Raw genomic sequence first — 16,017 nt, 5'->3', positions numbered from 1 at the left:
CAAGTGCCGAAAGGGCAAACCCGAATGTTACACACAGCGGCGAGCCCCCTGTGACAAACTGTGCGCGACACACCGTGCCGGACAGGCTTCACATGGCACAAACGTAGAATCCGGCCGACATGCAAGCCACCGACACGGGCACGACGCCTGCCCCCGCACCCAATCCCCCCACAACCTTGATGGCGCGCCTGAAGCGGCTGTCGGTGTACTTTGGCGACCAGCGAATGGCCTGGAGCCTGGCCATTGTTGCCACACTGGTGGGCGCCATCACGGAGCCCTTGATCCCCGCCCTGTTGCAACCCCTGCTGGACAAGGGCTTTACCCAGGGCATCTTGCAACTGTGGATGGTGCCCCTGGCGATTCTGGGGGTCTTTTTCGTACGTGGCGTGGCCCAGTTTGTGGGCCAGTACGCGCTGGCACGCATTGCCAACGAAGGCATGCTGACACTGCGCCAGGCTCTGTTTGATCGTGTTCTGGCCGCTGAGATGGGATTGTTTGGGCGCCAGTCGGCCAGCGCGCTCTCCAATACGGTGGTCTATGAAGTGCAGACCGGTGCGACATTGCTGGTGCAGGCCCTGCTCGGCCTGTCGCGCGACGGGTTCACGCTGGTCGCGCTGCTGGTCTATTTGTTGTACCTCAATTGGCAGCTCACACTGATCGTTGCCGTTGTTGTTCCAGGGGTCGCCTGGATCATGAAGACCTTGTCGCGGCGGCTGTACCACCTCACCAAGAGCAGCCAGCAGGCCACCGACGAGCTGGCCTATGTGGTCGAAGAAAACGTGCTGGCACACCGCATGGTGCGCCTGCATGGCGCACAGGGGGGTCAGGCACAACGCTTTGCCGACCTGAGCCGCAGCCTGCGCCGCCTGGCCATCAAGTCCACCATCGCCTCTGCGGCGATGACGCCGCTGACCCAGTTACTGGCCGCCGCCGCGCTGTCGGTGGTGATCTGCATTGCGCTGTGGCAGAGCCGGGGTGCCGTCGATGTGAAGGATGTGACCGTGGGCGGGTTTGTGTCGTTCATTACGGCCATGCTGATGCTGATCGCGCCGATCCGGCGCCTGGCGGATGTGGCCAGCCCCGTGACCCGGGGTGTCGCCGCCTTGGAGCGCGGCCTGGGGCTGCTGGGCGACACCGGCGCGGAAACCGGCGGCACCTACCGCAAGGACCGGGTGCAAGGCGCGCTCACGCTGAGCAACGTCACCGTATCGTTCGGCGCCGACCACGCCCCCGCCCTGGATGGGGTCAGCCTGCAGGTGGCCCCGGGCGAGATCGTGGCGCTGGTGGGTCCCTCCGGGGCAGGCAAGACCACACTGGTCAACCTGCTGCCGCGTTTTGTGCTGCCTTCCGCAGGCACCGCCGCCGTCGACGGGCATGCCTTGCAAGACTGGGACCTTGCGTCCCTCCGGTCGCAGTTTGCGATGGTGAGCCAGGACGTGGTGATGTTCAACGACACCATTGCCGCCAACGTGGCTCTGGGCCAGGCCGTGAACGAAACCCGCGTGCTGGAATGCCTCGCTGCCGCCAACCTCGCCGAGCACGTGGACGGTCTTCCGCAGGGCATCCACACGGTGGTGGGGCACAACGCTACGCAGTTGTCCGGCGGGCAGCGTCAGCGGCTGGCCATTGCACGGGCCTTATACAAGGACGCTCCCATCCTCATCCTGGACGAGGCGACTTCCGCGTTGGATACCGAATCGGAACGCCTGGTGCAGGAAGCCCTGCAGCGCCTGATGCAAGGGCGCACGACCCTGGTCATTGCGCACCGGCTCTCCACCATCGAGCATGCCGACCGCGTGGTGGTGATGGAGCGCGGGCGCATCGCCGAGCAAGGCACCCACAGCGAGTTGATGGCGCTGGGTGGGCTATATGCGCGGCTGCAGACACGCGCCGCGGCGGGCTCAGGGACCATCGCTGAATAAGCAGGCGCGGCACGACTGGTGCTGGCCTTTGCTGATTTCTAAACAGTGCCCAGGGCCCGCTTTGCACAAGCCCTCTATGTGCTGCTGGCGCCTGCCTTGGCTACTTGGCTACCACTTGCCCCGGTTGGGCTGGCGCTTCCGAATGGCCGCGGCGATTCTCTCCGCAGACTCGGTACGGCTCACACGCAAGGCGAAATCGGCGGCGGTCAAGCCCAGCTGGTTCTTGAGCGTAGGGTCGGCCCCTTCATCCAGCAGCAACTGCACAGCCTCGGTAGAGCCATAATGCGCGGCCATCATCAGCGGCGTGGTGCCATTGGGCGATGCCGCGTCGATGTAGGCGTGGTTTTCGAGCAGCAATGAAATGATGACCGCATGCTGCGGCGAGCCTGCCGATGCGGCATAGTGCAGCGGCGTCCAACCCGTCTTGTTGACATCGGCATCGCGTGCAATGAGCGCCTTGACGGCCTCCACGTTGCCCTTGATGGCAGCCATCATCAACGGACTTTCGTCCTTGGCGTTGCGAGCCTCTACATTCAGCCGGCGGGATGCCAGCAGCGCAGCAACGGCCTTGTTTGCTCCATTCTGCAGGGCAATCGTGAGCCCCACCTGCCCCTTGGGGTCGCGCGTGTTCGGATCAAAGCCGCGGCGCAGCAGCGCAGTGATTGCATCCCCGTCATCGCGCAGGATGGCCACAAAAAAGTCTTCATAGGCACCCGCCCAGGCCCGGGCAGACACCAGGCCCAGCGCCACAGCGGCCAGGGCAGAACGTCGTTGCAGGTTCATGCCATTACCTCAGGGAACAAGCGATCGAAATTGCGGCTGGTGGCCTCTGCCACCACCTCCAGCGCCAGCCCCTTGGTCTCCGCCACCTGCCGGGCCACATGGGGTACATACGACGGGTTGTTGGTCTTGCCACGGTAGGGTACCGGGGCCAGGTAGGGGCTGTCGGTCTCGATGAGCATGCGGTCCAGCGGCACAAAGGCCACCACGTCCCGCAACTCCTGTGCGCTCTTGAAGGTGACGATGCCCGAGAACGAGATGTAGTAGCCCCGATCCAGCGCGGCGCGCGCCACCTGCATCGACTCGGTAAAGCAGTGGAACACGCCGCCCGCCTGGTTGCTTGCGCCATCCTCGCCCTCTTCCCGCAGGATGGCCAGCGTGTCATCGGACGCACTGCGCGTGTGGATGATGAGCGGCTTTCCGCAGGCCCGCGCTGCGCGGATGTGGGTGCGGAAACGGTCGCGTTGCCATTCCAGGTCGGCAATGCTGCGCCCGCCCTTGCGGTCTTCCATGCCGTAATAGTCCAGGCCGGTCTCTCCAATCGCCACCACGCGGGGCAGAGCGGCGCGGTCCAGCAGGTCCTGCACGCTGGGTTCCGTCACGCCCTCGTTGTCGGGGTGCACACCCACTGTGCTCCAGAAGTTGTCATGGGCCAGGGCCAGGGCGTGCACGCCCTCGAACTCTTCCATGGTGGTGCAGATGCACAGGGCCCGGGTGACCTGCGCCTCGGCCATGGCCTGGCGGATGGCGGGCAACTGGCTGACCAGTTCCGGGAAGTTGAGGTGGCAGTGCGAATCGGTGAACATGTGATGAAAAACAAAAAAGCCGACCAGCCAGCGCGGGTCGGCACGGGAGCGGCGGCGGCGCGGTCAGATCGTCTGGGTAGGACGGTCCGAGCCCAGCGCAGTTCCCAGCAATTCCTCGATCTTGGCCTTGAGCTGGCGGGATTTTTCGTCCTTGGGGAACTGGATGCCCACGCCCTGAGTGCGGTTGCCTGCGGCACGAGCGGGTGTGACCCAGGCCACGCGGCCTGCCACGGGGTAGCGCTGGGTGTCGTCTGGCAAGGTCAGCAGCACATACACATCGTCGCCCAGCTTGTAGTCACGCTGGGTGGGCACAAAGATGCCCCCTTCGGCAAAAAAAGGAATGTACGCGGCATAAAGCGCGGCCTTTTCCTTGATGGCCAGCTGCATGACGCTGGGACGGGGCGCGGTGGATGGACTGCTCATGGGTGGGGGTGCGGCTTAGTGTCTGGAGTGTAGGGTGTTTCGCGCCTGGGCGACAAGCGCCTCCAGCATGAGCCCGCCATTGAACGGGTGGTCTGCCGTGCGCGCGGCCTTGGACAGTGCGCGCGACCAGCGCGTGAGCGCGCCCAGCGGCGGTGCCTTGGGCAGGTCGGCCGGCGCAAAGTAGCGTGGTGCGGCGCCCACGCTGGCGGCCAGCAGGTCGTGGCAGAGCTTTTGCAGCGCGTCGATCACCTGGGCCGGGGCCCAGTCGCCCAGCGCCGTCACATCGCCCCGTGCCACCGCCTGCGGCAAGGCAGACCAGGCCTGCGGGCTGCGGCCCGACTGGGCCAGCGCCAGGGCATCCTCGGGCCGCCCGCCTGCCGCGCGCAGAAACGACGCTGCCGCATCCCCGGCCAGACCCTGGGCCTGCAACCACGCGAGGCTATCGGCCTCGGCCGGCCAGACCATGGTGTGACCCAGGCAGCGGCTGCGGATGGTGGGCAGCAGCTGGTGCGCAGCCTCGCTGGCCAGCACAAAACGCACGTCGCCGGGCGGTTCTTCCAGCGTCTTGAGCAATGCGTTGGCCGTCACATGGTTCATCTGCTCGGCCGGGTAGACCAGCACGGCCTTGCCTTTGCCGCGTGCCGATGTGCGCTGCGAAAACTCCACCGCGTCGCGCATGGCCTCCACGCGGATCTCGCGGCTGGGCTTGCGCTTTTTGTCGTCGATATCGGCCTGGGCCTTTTCCGACAGCGGCCAGCCCAGCGCCATCATCTGCACCTCGGGCATCAGCACGCACAAGTCGGCATGGGTGCGTACATCGATGGCGTGGCAGCTGCCGCAGTGGCCGCAGGCGCCCTGCTCCGTTGGTGTATCGCACAGCCATGCGCGGACCAGCTCCAGCCCCAGGGCGTACTGCCCCAGGCCCGACGGTCCCTGCAGCAGCCACGCATGGCCGCGCTGGGCCAGCAGGCTGGTGCGCTGTGCGGCGATCCAAGGCGCCAGCGCCACGGCGGCTTCGCTCATTGCGGCCCTCCCTGTGTCGCCACCATGATGGCCAGCCAGCCCTTGCGCACAAACACGCTGGTCAGCTGCTGCCACACGCGGTGGCGCTCCTGCGCAGCGTCCAGACGCGCAAAACGCTGGGGCGCCGCAGCGGCGCGGTCGGCATAGCCCTGGGCCACGCGGCGGAAGAACTCGACCGGCTGGGCCTCGAAGCGGTCGGGCACACGCGCACCGGCCAGGCGCTCGGCCGCCACCTCGGGCGCCAGGTCAAACCACACCGTCAGATCGGGCTCACGCATCAAATTGGCCTCAGGCGCCAGTCCAGTCTGAGCAAATCGCTCTAAAGTTGATAGCACACTGAGATCAAAACCCCGCCCCGCGCCCTGATAGGCAAACGTGGCATCGGTGAACCGGTCGCACAGCACCACGTCGCCCCGGGCCAAAGCGGGCTCGATCACATTGCGCAGATGGTCGCGGCGGGCAGCAAAGATCAGCAGCGACTCGGTGAGCGCATCCATCGGGTCGTTCAGGACCATCTCGCGCAGCTTTTCGGCCAGCGGCGTGCCGCCGGGTTCTCGACTCACGGTGACGGTGCGGCCCTGAGTGCGGAACGCGGCGGCCAGGCCCTCGATGTGCGAGGACTTGCCTGCACCGTCGATGCCTTCAAACGTGATGAACAGACCGGGTCGTGACATGGGAGCCTTGGTTGACGAAGCCATCGGATTACTGCTGCCCGCGCTGGTAGCGGTTGACCGCGCGGTTGTGCTCCTCCAGCGAGGCGCTGAAGTGGCTGGTGCCGTCGCCCTTGGCCACAAAGTAGAGCGCGCGCGTGGCCTGGGGCTGCACGGCGGCCAACAGCGAGGCCTTACCAGGCATGGCGATGGGTGTGGGCGGCAGGCCCGCGCGGGTGTAGGTGTTCCAGGGGGTGTCCGTCTGCAAGTCGCGCTTGCGCAGGTTGCCGTCGAACTTCTCGCCCAGGCCATAGATCACCGTGGGGTCGGTCTGCAGCAGCATGCCCACCCGCAGGCGGTTGACGAACACGCCCGCAATCTGGCCCCGGTCGCTGGCCTTGCCGGTTTCCTTTTCCACAATACTGGCCAGCGTCAGCGCTTCGTCCGCCGATTTGAGCGGGGTGTCGGCCGCGCGCTGGGCCCAGGCCGCCTCCAGATGGCGATCCATGGCGTGCATGGCCCGGCGCAGCAAGGCGATGTCGCTGGAGCCTTTGGCGTAGGTATAGGTGTCCGGGAAGAACCGCCCCTCGGGCGCCACGCCGGGGCGGCCCAGCTGGGCCATCAGCGCTTCGTCGGTCAAGGCGGCAGCATCGTGTTTGAGCTGCTCTTCCTTGGCCAGCGCCTGGCGCACCTGGCGCCAGTTCCAGCCTTCCACCAGGGTGAGCGCGCGCAGCGCCTCTTCACCCCGGGCCAGTTTTTGCAGCAGGCTGATGGGCGTGGTGCCGGGCGGGAGTTCGTAGTTGCCGGCCTTGATGGCGCGGTCCTGCCCCGAGACGCGGAACCAGCCGTAGAGCAGGCGCGCGTCCGTCTTGACCCCAGCCGCCACCACATCGCGGGCCACGCCGCGCGGCGTGGTGCCGGGCTCGATGGCCAGCTCCAGCGGCTCCGGGCCCAGGTCCAGCGGCTGGTGCAGCCACCAATACGCAGCGCCGCCCAGTGCGATCCCCACCAACACGATCAAAGCCAGTAAACGTCGCACAACCCTGCTACCAATATGTATGAATCAGGGCATCATAATTCAGCGATGACCTACCCCTTGAATGGCATTGCCCCCCTGTCCCACCTCGGCGTGATTCGCGTGGAAGGCGAAGACGCCGCCAAGTTTCTGCACGGCCAGCTCACCCAGGATTTCGCCCTGCTGGGCATGGACCAGGCCCGCCTTGCGGCCTTCTTGTCGGCCAAGGGCCGCATGCAGGCCAGCTTCATCGGCTTCAAGCGCAGCGCCACCGAGGTGCTGCTGGTCTGCAGCCGTGACCTGCTGCCTGCCACGCTCAAGCGCCTGTCAATGTTTGTACTGCGCGCCAAGGCCAAGTTGACGGATGCCACCGGTGACTTTGCCCTGTATGGCATCGCTGGAGACGCTATCAATGCCGTAGCTGGTAGCGCACAACCAGCTTGGTCCAAGGCCGATTTGGGCACTGCAACGTTGGTGCACCTGTACCCCGCCGACGGCACCCCGCGCGCCCTGTGGGTGGCCGCCGCCACGGAGCCCGCGCCCGCAGGCCCTGCGCTGGATGCCACGCTGTGGCTCTGGAGCGAAGTCATCAGCGGCGTCGCCACGCTGACCACGCCAGTGGTCGAAGCCTTTGTGCCCCAGATGCTCAACTACGAGTCTGTGGGTGGCGTGAACTTCAAGAAAGGCTGCTACCCCGGCCAGGAAGTGGTGGCGCGCAGCCAGTTCCGGGGCACGCTCAAGCGCCGCGCCTACATCGCCCACGCAGCGGCTGAGGTGGCGGTGGGCGCCGAGGTGTTCAGCACCAGCGACCTCGAACAGCCCTGCGGCACCGTGGTGCAGGTGGCCGCTGCGCCGGGCGGTGGGTTTGACACCATTGTGTCGCTGCAGATCAGTGCCGCCCAAGAGGGCGCACTGCAGGTGGGTGCAGCAGACGGCGTGGCGCTGTCGCTGCTGCCCCTGCCCTACCCGCTGCTGGACGATATTTGAGCCAAATCGGGCAAATGCGATAGTCGAACATGCCCGAGCAGCTCTCTTTTCAATAGCAAACCATCAGAGCTTGCGGGCCATGGCAATGTGCGCAATGCCCGCCTCTTCGTACGGCTCGCCCACCACCGCGAACCCCGCACGGCGGTAAAAGCCCTCGGCGCTGCGCTGGGCGTGCAGTTGCACCTCGGTGTCGCCCCGGGCGCGCGCGGCGTCCACCAGCGCATCCAGCAATTGGCGGCCCCACTGCGCGCCGCGCACCGACCGGTCCACCGCCATGCGGCCGATGCGGCCCACGCCGGGTGCGTGCTGCAGCAGGCGGCCCGCAGCGACGGGCATGCCCAGCCGGTTGTACAGCACGGCGTGGCGCGCCGAGATGTCGTGCCTATCGGCTTCGACCTCGGCCGGGATGCCCTGTTCGTGCACAAACACATCGGTGCGCACGCGGCCGGCATCGCGGCCCAGGGTGTTCCAGTCGCCCGTGCGCACCTCGGCCATCTCGGCGCCCGCTTCAAAGCCTTCAAAGATCGCGCGCAGTGCGGGCGGCACGGGGCGCGAGGTCTGCGTGGCCGGGTCCGCAAACACATAGACCAGCTCGGCAGAGATCAGCAGCCGGTCGCCACAGAAAATGCCCGCCGTGAACAGGCACGACGAATTGCCGATGCGCGCGCACTTCAGGCCCACATCCAGCGTGTCATCCAGCCGCGCCGAAGCGTGGTACTCCACCGTGGCCTTCTTCACATACATCTCGCCGCCCAGCGCCAGCATGCTCGCCTCGTACGGCAGCGCCAGCGCGCGCCAGTATTCGGACATGGCGGTATCGACATACATGAGGTAGTGCGCGTTGAACACGATCTTTTGCATGTCCACCTCGGCCCAGCGCACGCGCAGGCGGTGGAAACAACGGAAATCACTGCGTTGCATGGGTTCGTTTACTCCAGGTGAAAAGCCAGGCGCAGCGCACGGGCTGCGTCAGCATGGGCCTTGCGCGCCTCGGGGATGGCGCGGCCCATCTTGATGAATTCGTGGGTCACGCCCCGGTAGATGTCCAGGTCCACGGGCACGCCCGCCAGGCGCAGCTTGTCGGCATAGTCCACACCTTCATCCACCAGCGGGTCGCATTCGGCCAGGCCGATCCAGGCGGGGGCCACCCCCTCCACGTCCGGCGCCAGCAGCGGGGCAAAACGCCAGTCTTCGCGCTCCTCGCGCGTGGTCACGTAGTGGCCAAAGAACCAGCTGATGGCGGGCTCCTCCAGCACCAGCCCGCGCGCAAATGTGGCGTGCGAAGGCGTGTCCTGGTGCGCTGCACAGCCGGGGTAGATCAGCAGCTGTAGCGCCAGAGGCAGGCCTGCATCGCGCGCCAGGATGGCGTTGACGGCAGCCAGCGTGCCGCCTGCGCTATCGCCGCCCACGGCTAGGCGTTGGGGGTCTGCGCCCAGGCGCTCAGAGTTGGCAGCGAGCCATTGCAAGGCATCCCAGGCGTCATTGCTGGCCGTGGGAAAGCGGTGCTCCGGCGCCAGCCGGTAGTCCAGCGAGACCACCATGCAACCGGCCAGACGCGCCAGCTCGCAGCACAGGATGTCGTGCGTGGCAATGTTGCCGATGGTGAAGCCTCCTCCGTGCGTGTACAGCAGCACGGGCAGGCCCTTGTCGGTGCTGGGCGCGTACAGCCGTGCAGGCAGCTGTGCACCGTCGCGGGTGGGGATCTGCAGGTCTTCCACCCGCGCCAGCGCGGCTTTGGGCACCTCCAGCACGTCGGCGCCTGCCTGGTAGGCGATGCGTGCCTCTTGCGGCGTGCGCGTGTGCAGCGGCGGGTGCCCGGCGCGGGCCATGCGTTCAAGCACGCTGCGCATCTGCGGGGTCAGGCGGGTGTGGTGGATGTGCAGATCGGTCAACGGTCGGGGTCTCGGCAAAAAAGACAACGGCCCGCGCGGCGGCGGGCCGCTGAGGGGTGGGTTACTTGAAGCTCAGTCGCACGGGTGTAGCGCCGGGCAAGCCGTCATACGTGGCCGTCACCGACAAGCCGGCCTTGGGCGGCAGCAATGCGGAGAACGAGCCCAGGCTGATCAGGTCGCCCGGCTGCATGGCCAGGCCCTCCTGCGCCAGCGCTCCAGCCAGCCACACCACGGCATTGAGCGGGTGGTCCAGGATGTCGCTGCCCTTGCCGCCGCCCAGGCGCGCGCCGGTGCCATCGGTCAACGACACGTTCATGTCGGCCAGGGCCTTCAGCATCGCAAAACGTTCGCCGCGGTAGGCCGGCACGGCAATGGGCGCGCCCGCCACTCCGAGGCGCGCGCCCACGTTGATGGCCGTCACGCCCGCGCCGTTGAGCTTGGGCGGCGCCTGCACCATCAGGTCGGGCAACTCGATGAAGGGGATGATCTGGTCCACGGCGTCCAGCACGTCCATGGGTGTCTTGGCCTGGTTGATGGCCGCGCTTTTCACGCGCACCAGCATGTCGGCCTCGTAGAGAGGACGGGCACCAAAGGCCGCATCCACCGTGGCGCCACTGGGCAGCACCATGCCTTCGTACAGCTTGCCCCACACGGGCTTGTCGGTGTTGAAGCGCTTTTGCACGGCGGGGTTGGTCAGGCCGGCCTTGTAGCCAATCACCTTGCCCATGCGCTGGGCCAGCAAGGCGTTGACCTTGCCGCGTGTGCAGGCGCCATCGGCGTCCGTCAGGTTCTCGGGGTTGGCGGCGGGGGTCTTGGCGACATAGTTGGCCACCAGGTCGGCGGCCTGCGCGTCGGTCAGGCACTGGGCCTGGGCGCTTGTCGCAGATGCGACGGCTACCAGGGCCGCCATCAGGGTTTGCTTCGTTTTCACGCGTGTCTCCTCCTTGTAAAGTGGGCTCAGAACTTTTTCAAAGACTGGCGAGCTATCGTAATCGCTGGCACTCCCATTCACACATCCTGTTGCACCATGGCTTTCATCTACTACGTCACCCAGATCCAGTTTGAATTCGGCGCTGTCCAACTGCTGAAGCAGGAATGCGAGCGCGTGGGCATCACCCGCCCGTTGATCGTGACGGACCCCGGCGTGAAGGCCGCAGGCGTGCTGCAAAAGGCGCTCGATGCGCTGCCGGGCATGACGGTGGCCGTGTTTGACCAGACCCCGTCCAACCCCACCGAAGCCGCCGTGCGCGCTGCCGTGGACATGTACAAGGCCCAGGGCTGCGACGGCCTGATTGCCGTGGGTGGCGGCTCGGCCATCGACTGCGCCAAGGGCATCGCGATTGCCGCCACGCACGAAGGCCCCCTCACCCACTACGCGACCATCGAGGGCGGCTCGCCGCGCATCACCGACCGTGCCGCACCACTGATTGCCGTGCCCACCACCAGCGGCACGGGCAGCGAGGTGGCGCGCGGCGCCATCATCATCGTGGACGACCACCGCAAGCTCGGCTTTCACTCGTGGAACCTGGTGCCCAAGACCGCCATCTGCGACCCCGAGCTCACGCTGGGCCTGCCCCCCATGCTCACCGCCGCCACGGGCATGGATGCGATTGCCCACTGCATGGAGACCTTCATGTCTGCCGCGTTCAACCCGCCCGCCGACGGCATTGCGCTGGACGGCCTCACACGCGGCTGGGCGAACATTGAACAGGCCACCAAAAACGGCAGCGACCGCGATGCGCGCCTGCACATGATGAGCGCCAGCATGCAGGGCGCCATGGCCTTCCAGAAGGGCCTGGGCGCCGTGCACTCGCTCAGCCACAGCCTGGGCGGCGTAAACCCGCGCCTGCACCATGGCACGCTCAATGCCATGTTTTTGCCCGCCGTGGTTCGCTTCAACGCGCAGGCGGAGTCGGTGCAGAAGGAAAAGCGCCTGGAGCGCATGGCCCACGCCATGGGCCTAGCCAGCGCAGGCGACATCCCAGAAGCCATCCGCGACATGAACGCCCGCCTGGGCCTGCCCACGGGCCTGGCCGCCATGGGCGTGACCGAAAGCATGTTCGACGACATCATCAAGGGTGCGATGGCCGACCACTGCCACAAGACCAACCCACGCATCGCCACGCCCGAGGAATACCGCGACATGCTGGCGCAGTCGCTCTGAGCCCAGCCGCGTCGCCCTTGGGGCAACTGCCGCGCACGCGAGCGCGGCAGCCCATGGCGCGGGAAACCAGCGCGTGCCAATGCCCTTGTCAGGAGCACCTTGCGCGCGCCGGCAGCTCCGCAGTTTTACAAAACGTCACACTTCAGCAACACCCCGCCGGTGGTGCTGGGCAAAACCGCGCTCACAACTTCTCACAAGATAGACTCGCCGCTGTCAACAATTAATTAACCATTCATTACCACTGGGGTTGTGGGGGAGGACCACCGTCAATGCGCACCGGAAATCTCACCACCTGGCTTCTGCGGGGCACCTACCCCCGGCTGTATGTGTCCATCGTGGCGATCATCCTGCTGGTCACGGGGGTGCGCTACCACTACCTGCTGGCTGCAGAAACGGACGAAGCCCTGCAGCAAGGCTCCACCGAACTGCGACGCGCCAGCGACCCATTGCAGCTGCGCCTGGCCGCCGAGCCCGCGCCCGATGCCGACACTGTCACCCGCATCCTGACCGAGGGGCTGGCGCAGGCCGCGCCGGCGGTGGCGTCCATCAAGTGGCAGGCCGCCGACCAGCCCGCCATCGAGGTCACCGCCTTTCCCTACCCAGCCGTCGCTCCCAAATGGTTTACCGATTGGCTGGACCTCTCTGCCCCGGTGCAGCAGTCCGGCCTGGCGCTGGCAGATGGCACATCGGGCCGACTGACAGTGACGGCCCATCCGCAGCCCCTGACAGACCAGGTGTGGGCCACGGTGCTGGTGCAGGCGCGCATCTCGGCACTCAACATTTTCACCATCTTCTTTTTGCTGACGCTATTGCTGCGCGCCAATGCCCGCATGCTGCAGCGCCTGGCCCAGGCCACCGATGCGTTTCGCCAAGGCTATCTGAGCACGCGCATGGAAGTCACCGGCACGCTGGAGTCCCGCGCCATGGCCGAGACCTTCAACGACATGGCGGGCAAGGTGCAGTCCCTGGTGCTGTCATTGCATGAAACGCAGCGCCAGCAAAGCGAGCAACTGCACTTCACCCGCCAGTTAATCGATGCCCTGCCCCTGCCCGTGTTTGTGCGCCATGCCGACGGCACTTACCTGGACGCCAACCGCGCATGGCAGCGCCTGTTCCAGTCACAGCCAGGTGCTGACGGCGCTGCCGGGGCCAGTCTGCCGGCCGAACTGGCCCCGGAACGGTCGGCCCACATCGCCAGTGCGCACGACAACGAAATCCGCATCCGCCCGCCCCACCAGCCCCCGCTGGACATGGCCTACTACGAAGCGCCCTTCACCAGCACCAACGGCGAACTGGCTGGCACCATCGGTACGCTGGTGGACGTGACGGAACGCAAACGCGCCCAGGAGGCCCTGCGCGCCGAAAAGGAGCGTGCCGAGGTCACCCTCGCCTCCATCGGCGACGGCGTCATCACCACCGACCTGGGTGGGCGCATCGAGACCATCAACGAGGCCGCGCAACTCATGACCGGCTTTAACGCCGACCAGGCGCTGGGCCGGCAGCTGGACGACGTGTTTCGCCTGTACGAAGAGCCCGCCAGCCGCACCGCCAGCGCGGCCGCCGAACGCGACACGCAGCCGGGCGGGCTGCAGCAGGCCACCTACGAGGTACTGATCCACCGCTCGGGCGAGCGCTACGCCATCGAGTACACGGCCGCCGCCATCCGCGAGGGCAGCGGCCACGCCACAGGCTGCGTGCTGGTGTTCCGCGACGTGACCGAAACACGCAACCTGCGCCACCAGATCTCCTGGCATGCGCGCCACGATGCGCTCACCGGCCTGTACAACCGCGCAGCGCTGGCCGAAAAGCTCACGCACGCCCTGTTTGTGGCTCGCAACCATCAGCTGCTGCTGGCAGTGTGCATGCTGGACCTGGACCACTTCCAGGCGGTGAACGACACCTTTGGCCAGCGCGTGGGCGACCGCCTGCTCAAGGAAGTGGCCCGGCGCCTGGGCGCCTTCATCACTCCCCATGAAGCCGTGGCCCGCATGGGCGGCGACGAGTTTGTGCTGCTGCTGGGCGAACAGCCCGATGTGCCCGCCATTGAGGCTCGCCTGGCCGTGCTGATGCAGCAACTGGCCGCGCCCTATGCGATTGACGACCGCCTGGTGAACATCACGGTCAGCATTGGCGTGGCCGTGTTTCCCCAAGACGACGCCAACCCCGACACCCTGCTGCGCCACGCCGACCAGGCCATGTGCCAGGCCAAGAGCTTCGGGCGCAACCAGCTGCATGTGTTCGATGTGCAGCACGACCACGCGGTGCAGACCCAGCACACCCGCCAGACCCGGGTGGCCCGCGCACTGCACGCGGGCGAGCTGGTGCTGCACTATCAGCCCAAGGTCAACCTTCGCACCGGCGAGATCATCGGGCTGGAAGCCCTGCTGCGCTGGCAACACCCGCAGGAGGGGCTGCTGGGCCCGCAGCACGTGCTGCCGCTGGTGGAGGACACGGACCTTCAGGTCGAGCTGGGCGAATGGGTACTTCGCCAGGCCCTGGCACAGATGCGGGTATGGAGCGATGCCGGCATGGGCTGGGAAGTCAGCGTCAACATCGCGGCGCCCCACTTCCACCGGCCCAACTTTGTGCAGCGGCTCAAGGACATCCTGCACACCTGCCCCGAGGTGTCTCCCGCACGACTGGAGCTGGAGATCCTGGAATCCGCCGCGCTGGAAGACATGCAGTACATGCGCCGCATGATGCAAAGCTGCCAGGCCCTGGGCGTGCGTTTTGCGCTGGACGACTTTGGCACCGGCTTTTCGTCGCTGTCGTACCTCAAGCGCCTGCCCGCCGAGACCATCAAGATCGACCAATCGTTCGTGCGCGGCATTCTGGAGGACGGCGACGACCTCACCCTCGTCAAAGCCATCGTGGCGCTGGCGGCTGCGTTCCACCGCCATGTGGTGGCCGAAGGGGTCGAAACCGCTGAGCACCGCGTCAAGCTGCTGGAGCTGGGCTGCGAACGCGCGCAGGGGTACGGCATTGCCAAGCCCATGCCTGCAGCCGATGTGCTGCCTTGGGCCCGGGACCACGCTGCACGCCATGCTGCGCGGGCGGTGCAAGAGGCAGCGCGCCGGTCTGCCTCGATCTGAGAATCCTTCGGCCAGCGCAGCGGTCCCAGCGGGCGACGATGGCGCTGCGGCCCCGCCGCACTACAACCGCTGCACCGCGCCCATGTCCGGCCGCTCCAGCCATTCGCGCCACTCATCCACCAGCTGCTGGCTGGCGCGCGTGGCCGCGAGCCACGCCTGGGCCCGGGCACGGCTGTCCGTGCCGTAGTGGGTGAAGTCGTTGCGGTCGGGCAGCTTGGCGTTGGGCAATCGGCGCACCCAGTCCGGGTCGGGTGACAGCACCACCATGTTGTCGAGCGCCGACGTGGCCTTGTGGCGCCACTTCAGCCTCTTGTCCAGCCAGCCCGGCACCACGCGGTGCTGGAAGTGGGGGTAGAGCACGATGCCGCCAGCACCCGCACGCAGCGGGTTAGCCGCAGTTTTTGAGTCATTTTCGCCGGAAGCGCTAGTACTCATTGCCTGAGCAGCTATCAATTCAGAAGTACCACCGTTCGGCAGCCCATAGGCAAGATGCAGGTGGTAATCGGTGATGCCACCGTCCCAGTAGGCGCCCCGGGGCGCACCCGGGATGTTGTGCACGGCCTGCAACACAAACGGGATCGAGCAGCTGGCCTGCAGCGCTTGCATGAAGTTGTCTGCGCTCAACCCCACCTGCCGGGTGCGGTAATCGGTCGTGGCAAAAGGCAAGGCGGCGCCTGACGAGGAAAACACCACCCGCTCCAGCCAGGCCCCCATCGCCTTGCGGTGCACGGTGTTGGTCACGAACGCCCCCAGATACCCCAGGGGCGTACCCAGCGCATGTTCGCGCCCCAGCACATGGCGGCCCCGGGATGTGACGATGTGCAGGCGGTAGCGCGGGTGGCTCAGCACCTCCTGCACCCGCCCGCCATAGAAGGCCTCCAGGTTCTGGCCGAACCGCTCGCTCACATGGGCAGCCGTGGGACGCTTTTTGCCGGGTGGCAACTCGTAGTCCTGGTGGATGTAGTCGTGTTCCAGCCGTTCAAACGCCGCCACCGACTGCTGCAGGCAGGCTGTTGCCATGCGCCAGGCGCCGATGGAGGCGCCCACGAGGTGCACGGGCTGGTCAGAGCGCGGTAGCCATTCCCCAAAGATGAAACGGTCCATCGGCCCCAGGATCAGCCCCTTGGGGCCACCGGCAGCTGCCGGAATCACCCCCACATCAGCGGGCTGCAGGCCCTGTTGTTCGAGGTGTTGGCGGGCGCGGGGGCCAGCGTGGATGCGCAGTGCTTTCATGGCGCCGATTGTCGCAAAGCGGCTGGGGCG

General features: G+C 66.7%; 14 protein-coding genes. 4 read left to right on the top strand and 10 right to left on the bottom strand.

The genetic code is table 11. From position 1 onward, the window contains the following. Positions 1–119 precede the first annotated feature (119 nt). On the top strand, positions 120–1,922 hold the full coding sequence (msbA, locus tag ACODSM_RS07675) for a lipid A export permease/ATP-binding protein MsbA (protein WP_488804852.1): 1,803 nt from the start codon (positions 120–122) through the stop codon (positions 1,920–1,922). Positions 1,923–2,030: 108 nt separating this feature from the next. Here msbA and ACODSM_RS07670 read toward each other — a convergent pair whose 3' ends face one another. From ACODSM_RS07670 to mltG, 6 genes are all read right to left on the bottom strand, one after another. After that, the gene (locus ACODSM_RS07670) at positions 2,031–2,705 is read right to left on the bottom strand and encodes an ankyrin repeat domain-containing protein (protein ID WP_309824468.1); all 675 of its coding nucleotides are present in this window, start codon (positions 2,703–2,705) and stop codon (positions 2,031–2,033) included. Continuing rightward, a complete protein-coding gene (locus tag ACODSM_RS07665) occupies positions 2,702–3,508 on the bottom strand; it encodes a TatD family hydrolase (RefSeq protein WP_015013860.1) in 807 nt (268 codons plus the stop codon). The genes ACODSM_RS07670 and ACODSM_RS07665 overlap by 4 nt, the downstream gene beginning before the upstream one ends. A gap of 63 nt (positions 3,509–3,571) precedes the next feature. Then, the gene (locus ACODSM_RS07660) at positions 3,572–3,931 is read right to left on the bottom strand and encodes a PilZ domain-containing protein (protein ID WP_015013859.1); all 360 of its coding nucleotides are present in this window, start codon (positions 3,929–3,931) and stop codon (positions 3,572–3,574) included. Positions 3,932–3,946: 15 nt separating this feature from the next. Next, positions 3,947–4,954, bottom strand: coding sequence for a DNA polymerase III subunit delta' (locus ACODSM_RS07655; RefSeq protein ID WP_488804851.1), 1,008 nt, complete (start codon positions 4,952–4,954; stop codon positions 3,947–3,949). Further along, positions 4,951–5,628 carry a dTMP kinase gene (gene tmk / locus ACODSM_RS07650; RefSeq protein ID WP_476016836.1) on the bottom strand — a complete coding sequence of 226 codons (678 nt, stop codon included), beginning with the start codon at positions 5,626–5,628 and terminating at the stop codon, positions 4,951–4,953. Before tmk ends, ACODSM_RS07655 begins: the two co-directional genes overlap by 4 nt. A gap of 28 nt (positions 5,629–5,656) precedes the next feature. Further along, positions 5,657–6,643 (bottom strand): endolytic transglycosylase MltG, encoded by a 987-nt coding sequence (gene mltG, locus ACODSM_RS07645; RefSeq protein ID WP_488804850.1) that lies wholly within the window; start codon positions 6,641–6,643, stop codon positions 5,657–5,659. A 45-nt stretch (positions 6,644–6,688) separates the two neighbouring features. On the opposite strand from mltG, the gene ygfZ reads away from it, so the two are divergent. Further along, entirely contained in the window at positions 6,689–7,606 is a 918-nt protein-coding gene (gene ygfZ / locus ACODSM_RS07640; protein WP_488804849.1) for a CAF17-like 4Fe-4S cluster assembly/insertion protein YgfZ, read from the top strand. Between the two features lie 63 nt (positions 7,607–7,669). Here the strand turns inward: ygfZ and ACODSM_RS07635 are convergent, their stop codons facing one another. The 3 genes from ACODSM_RS07635 to ACODSM_RS07625 form a co-directional block, all read right to left on the bottom strand. Continuing rightward, on the bottom strand, positions 7,670–8,527 hold the full coding sequence (locus tag ACODSM_RS07635; protein ID WP_488804848.1) for a YbgC/FadM family acyl-CoA thioesterase: 858 nt from the start codon (positions 8,525–8,527) through the stop codon (positions 7,670–7,672). An 8-nt stretch (positions 8,528–8,535) separates the two neighbouring features. Next, positions 8,536–9,498: an alpha/beta hydrolase gene (locus tag ACODSM_RS07630; RefSeq protein ID WP_488804847.1), complete on the bottom strand. Its 963-nt coding sequence runs from the start codon at positions 9,496–9,498 to the stop codon at positions 8,536–8,538. A gap of 61 nt (positions 9,499–9,559) precedes the next feature. Continuing rightward, positions 9,560–10,429, bottom strand: coding sequence for a 2-keto-4-pentenoate hydratase (locus ACODSM_RS07625; protein ID WP_488804846.1), 870 nt, complete (start codon positions 10,427–10,429; stop codon positions 9,560–9,562). A gap of 96 nt (positions 10,430–10,525) precedes the next feature. Between ACODSM_RS07625 and ACODSM_RS07620 the strand changes: the two genes are divergently transcribed. Both ACODSM_RS07620 and ACODSM_RS07615 read left to right on the top strand, forming a co-directional pair. After that, a complete protein-coding gene (locus tag ACODSM_RS07620; protein ID WP_116750009.1) occupies positions 10,526–11,662 on the top strand; it encodes an iron-containing alcohol dehydrogenase in 1,137 nt (378 codons plus the stop codon). 269 nt (positions 11,663–11,931) lie between these two features. Then, entirely contained in the window at positions 11,932–14,754 is a 2,823-nt protein-coding gene (locus ACODSM_RS07615) for an EAL domain-containing protein (protein WP_488804845.1), read from the top strand. Positions 14,755–14,814: 60 nt separating this feature from the next. On the opposite strand, the gene ACODSM_RS07610 is transcribed toward ACODSM_RS07615, so the two are convergent. Further along, the gene (locus ACODSM_RS07610; protein ID WP_488804844.1) at positions 14,815–15,987 is read right to left on the bottom strand and encodes a patatin-like phospholipase family protein; all 1,173 of its coding nucleotides are present in this window, start codon (positions 15,985–15,987) and stop codon (positions 14,815–14,817) included. Positions 15,988–16,017 lie beyond the last annotated feature (30 nt).

This window comes from Acidovorax sp. FG42 (assembly GCF_057809195.1).
Note: the sequence above shows the minus strand (reverse complement) of the source record. Positions and strands in the feature narration are given on the sequence as shown.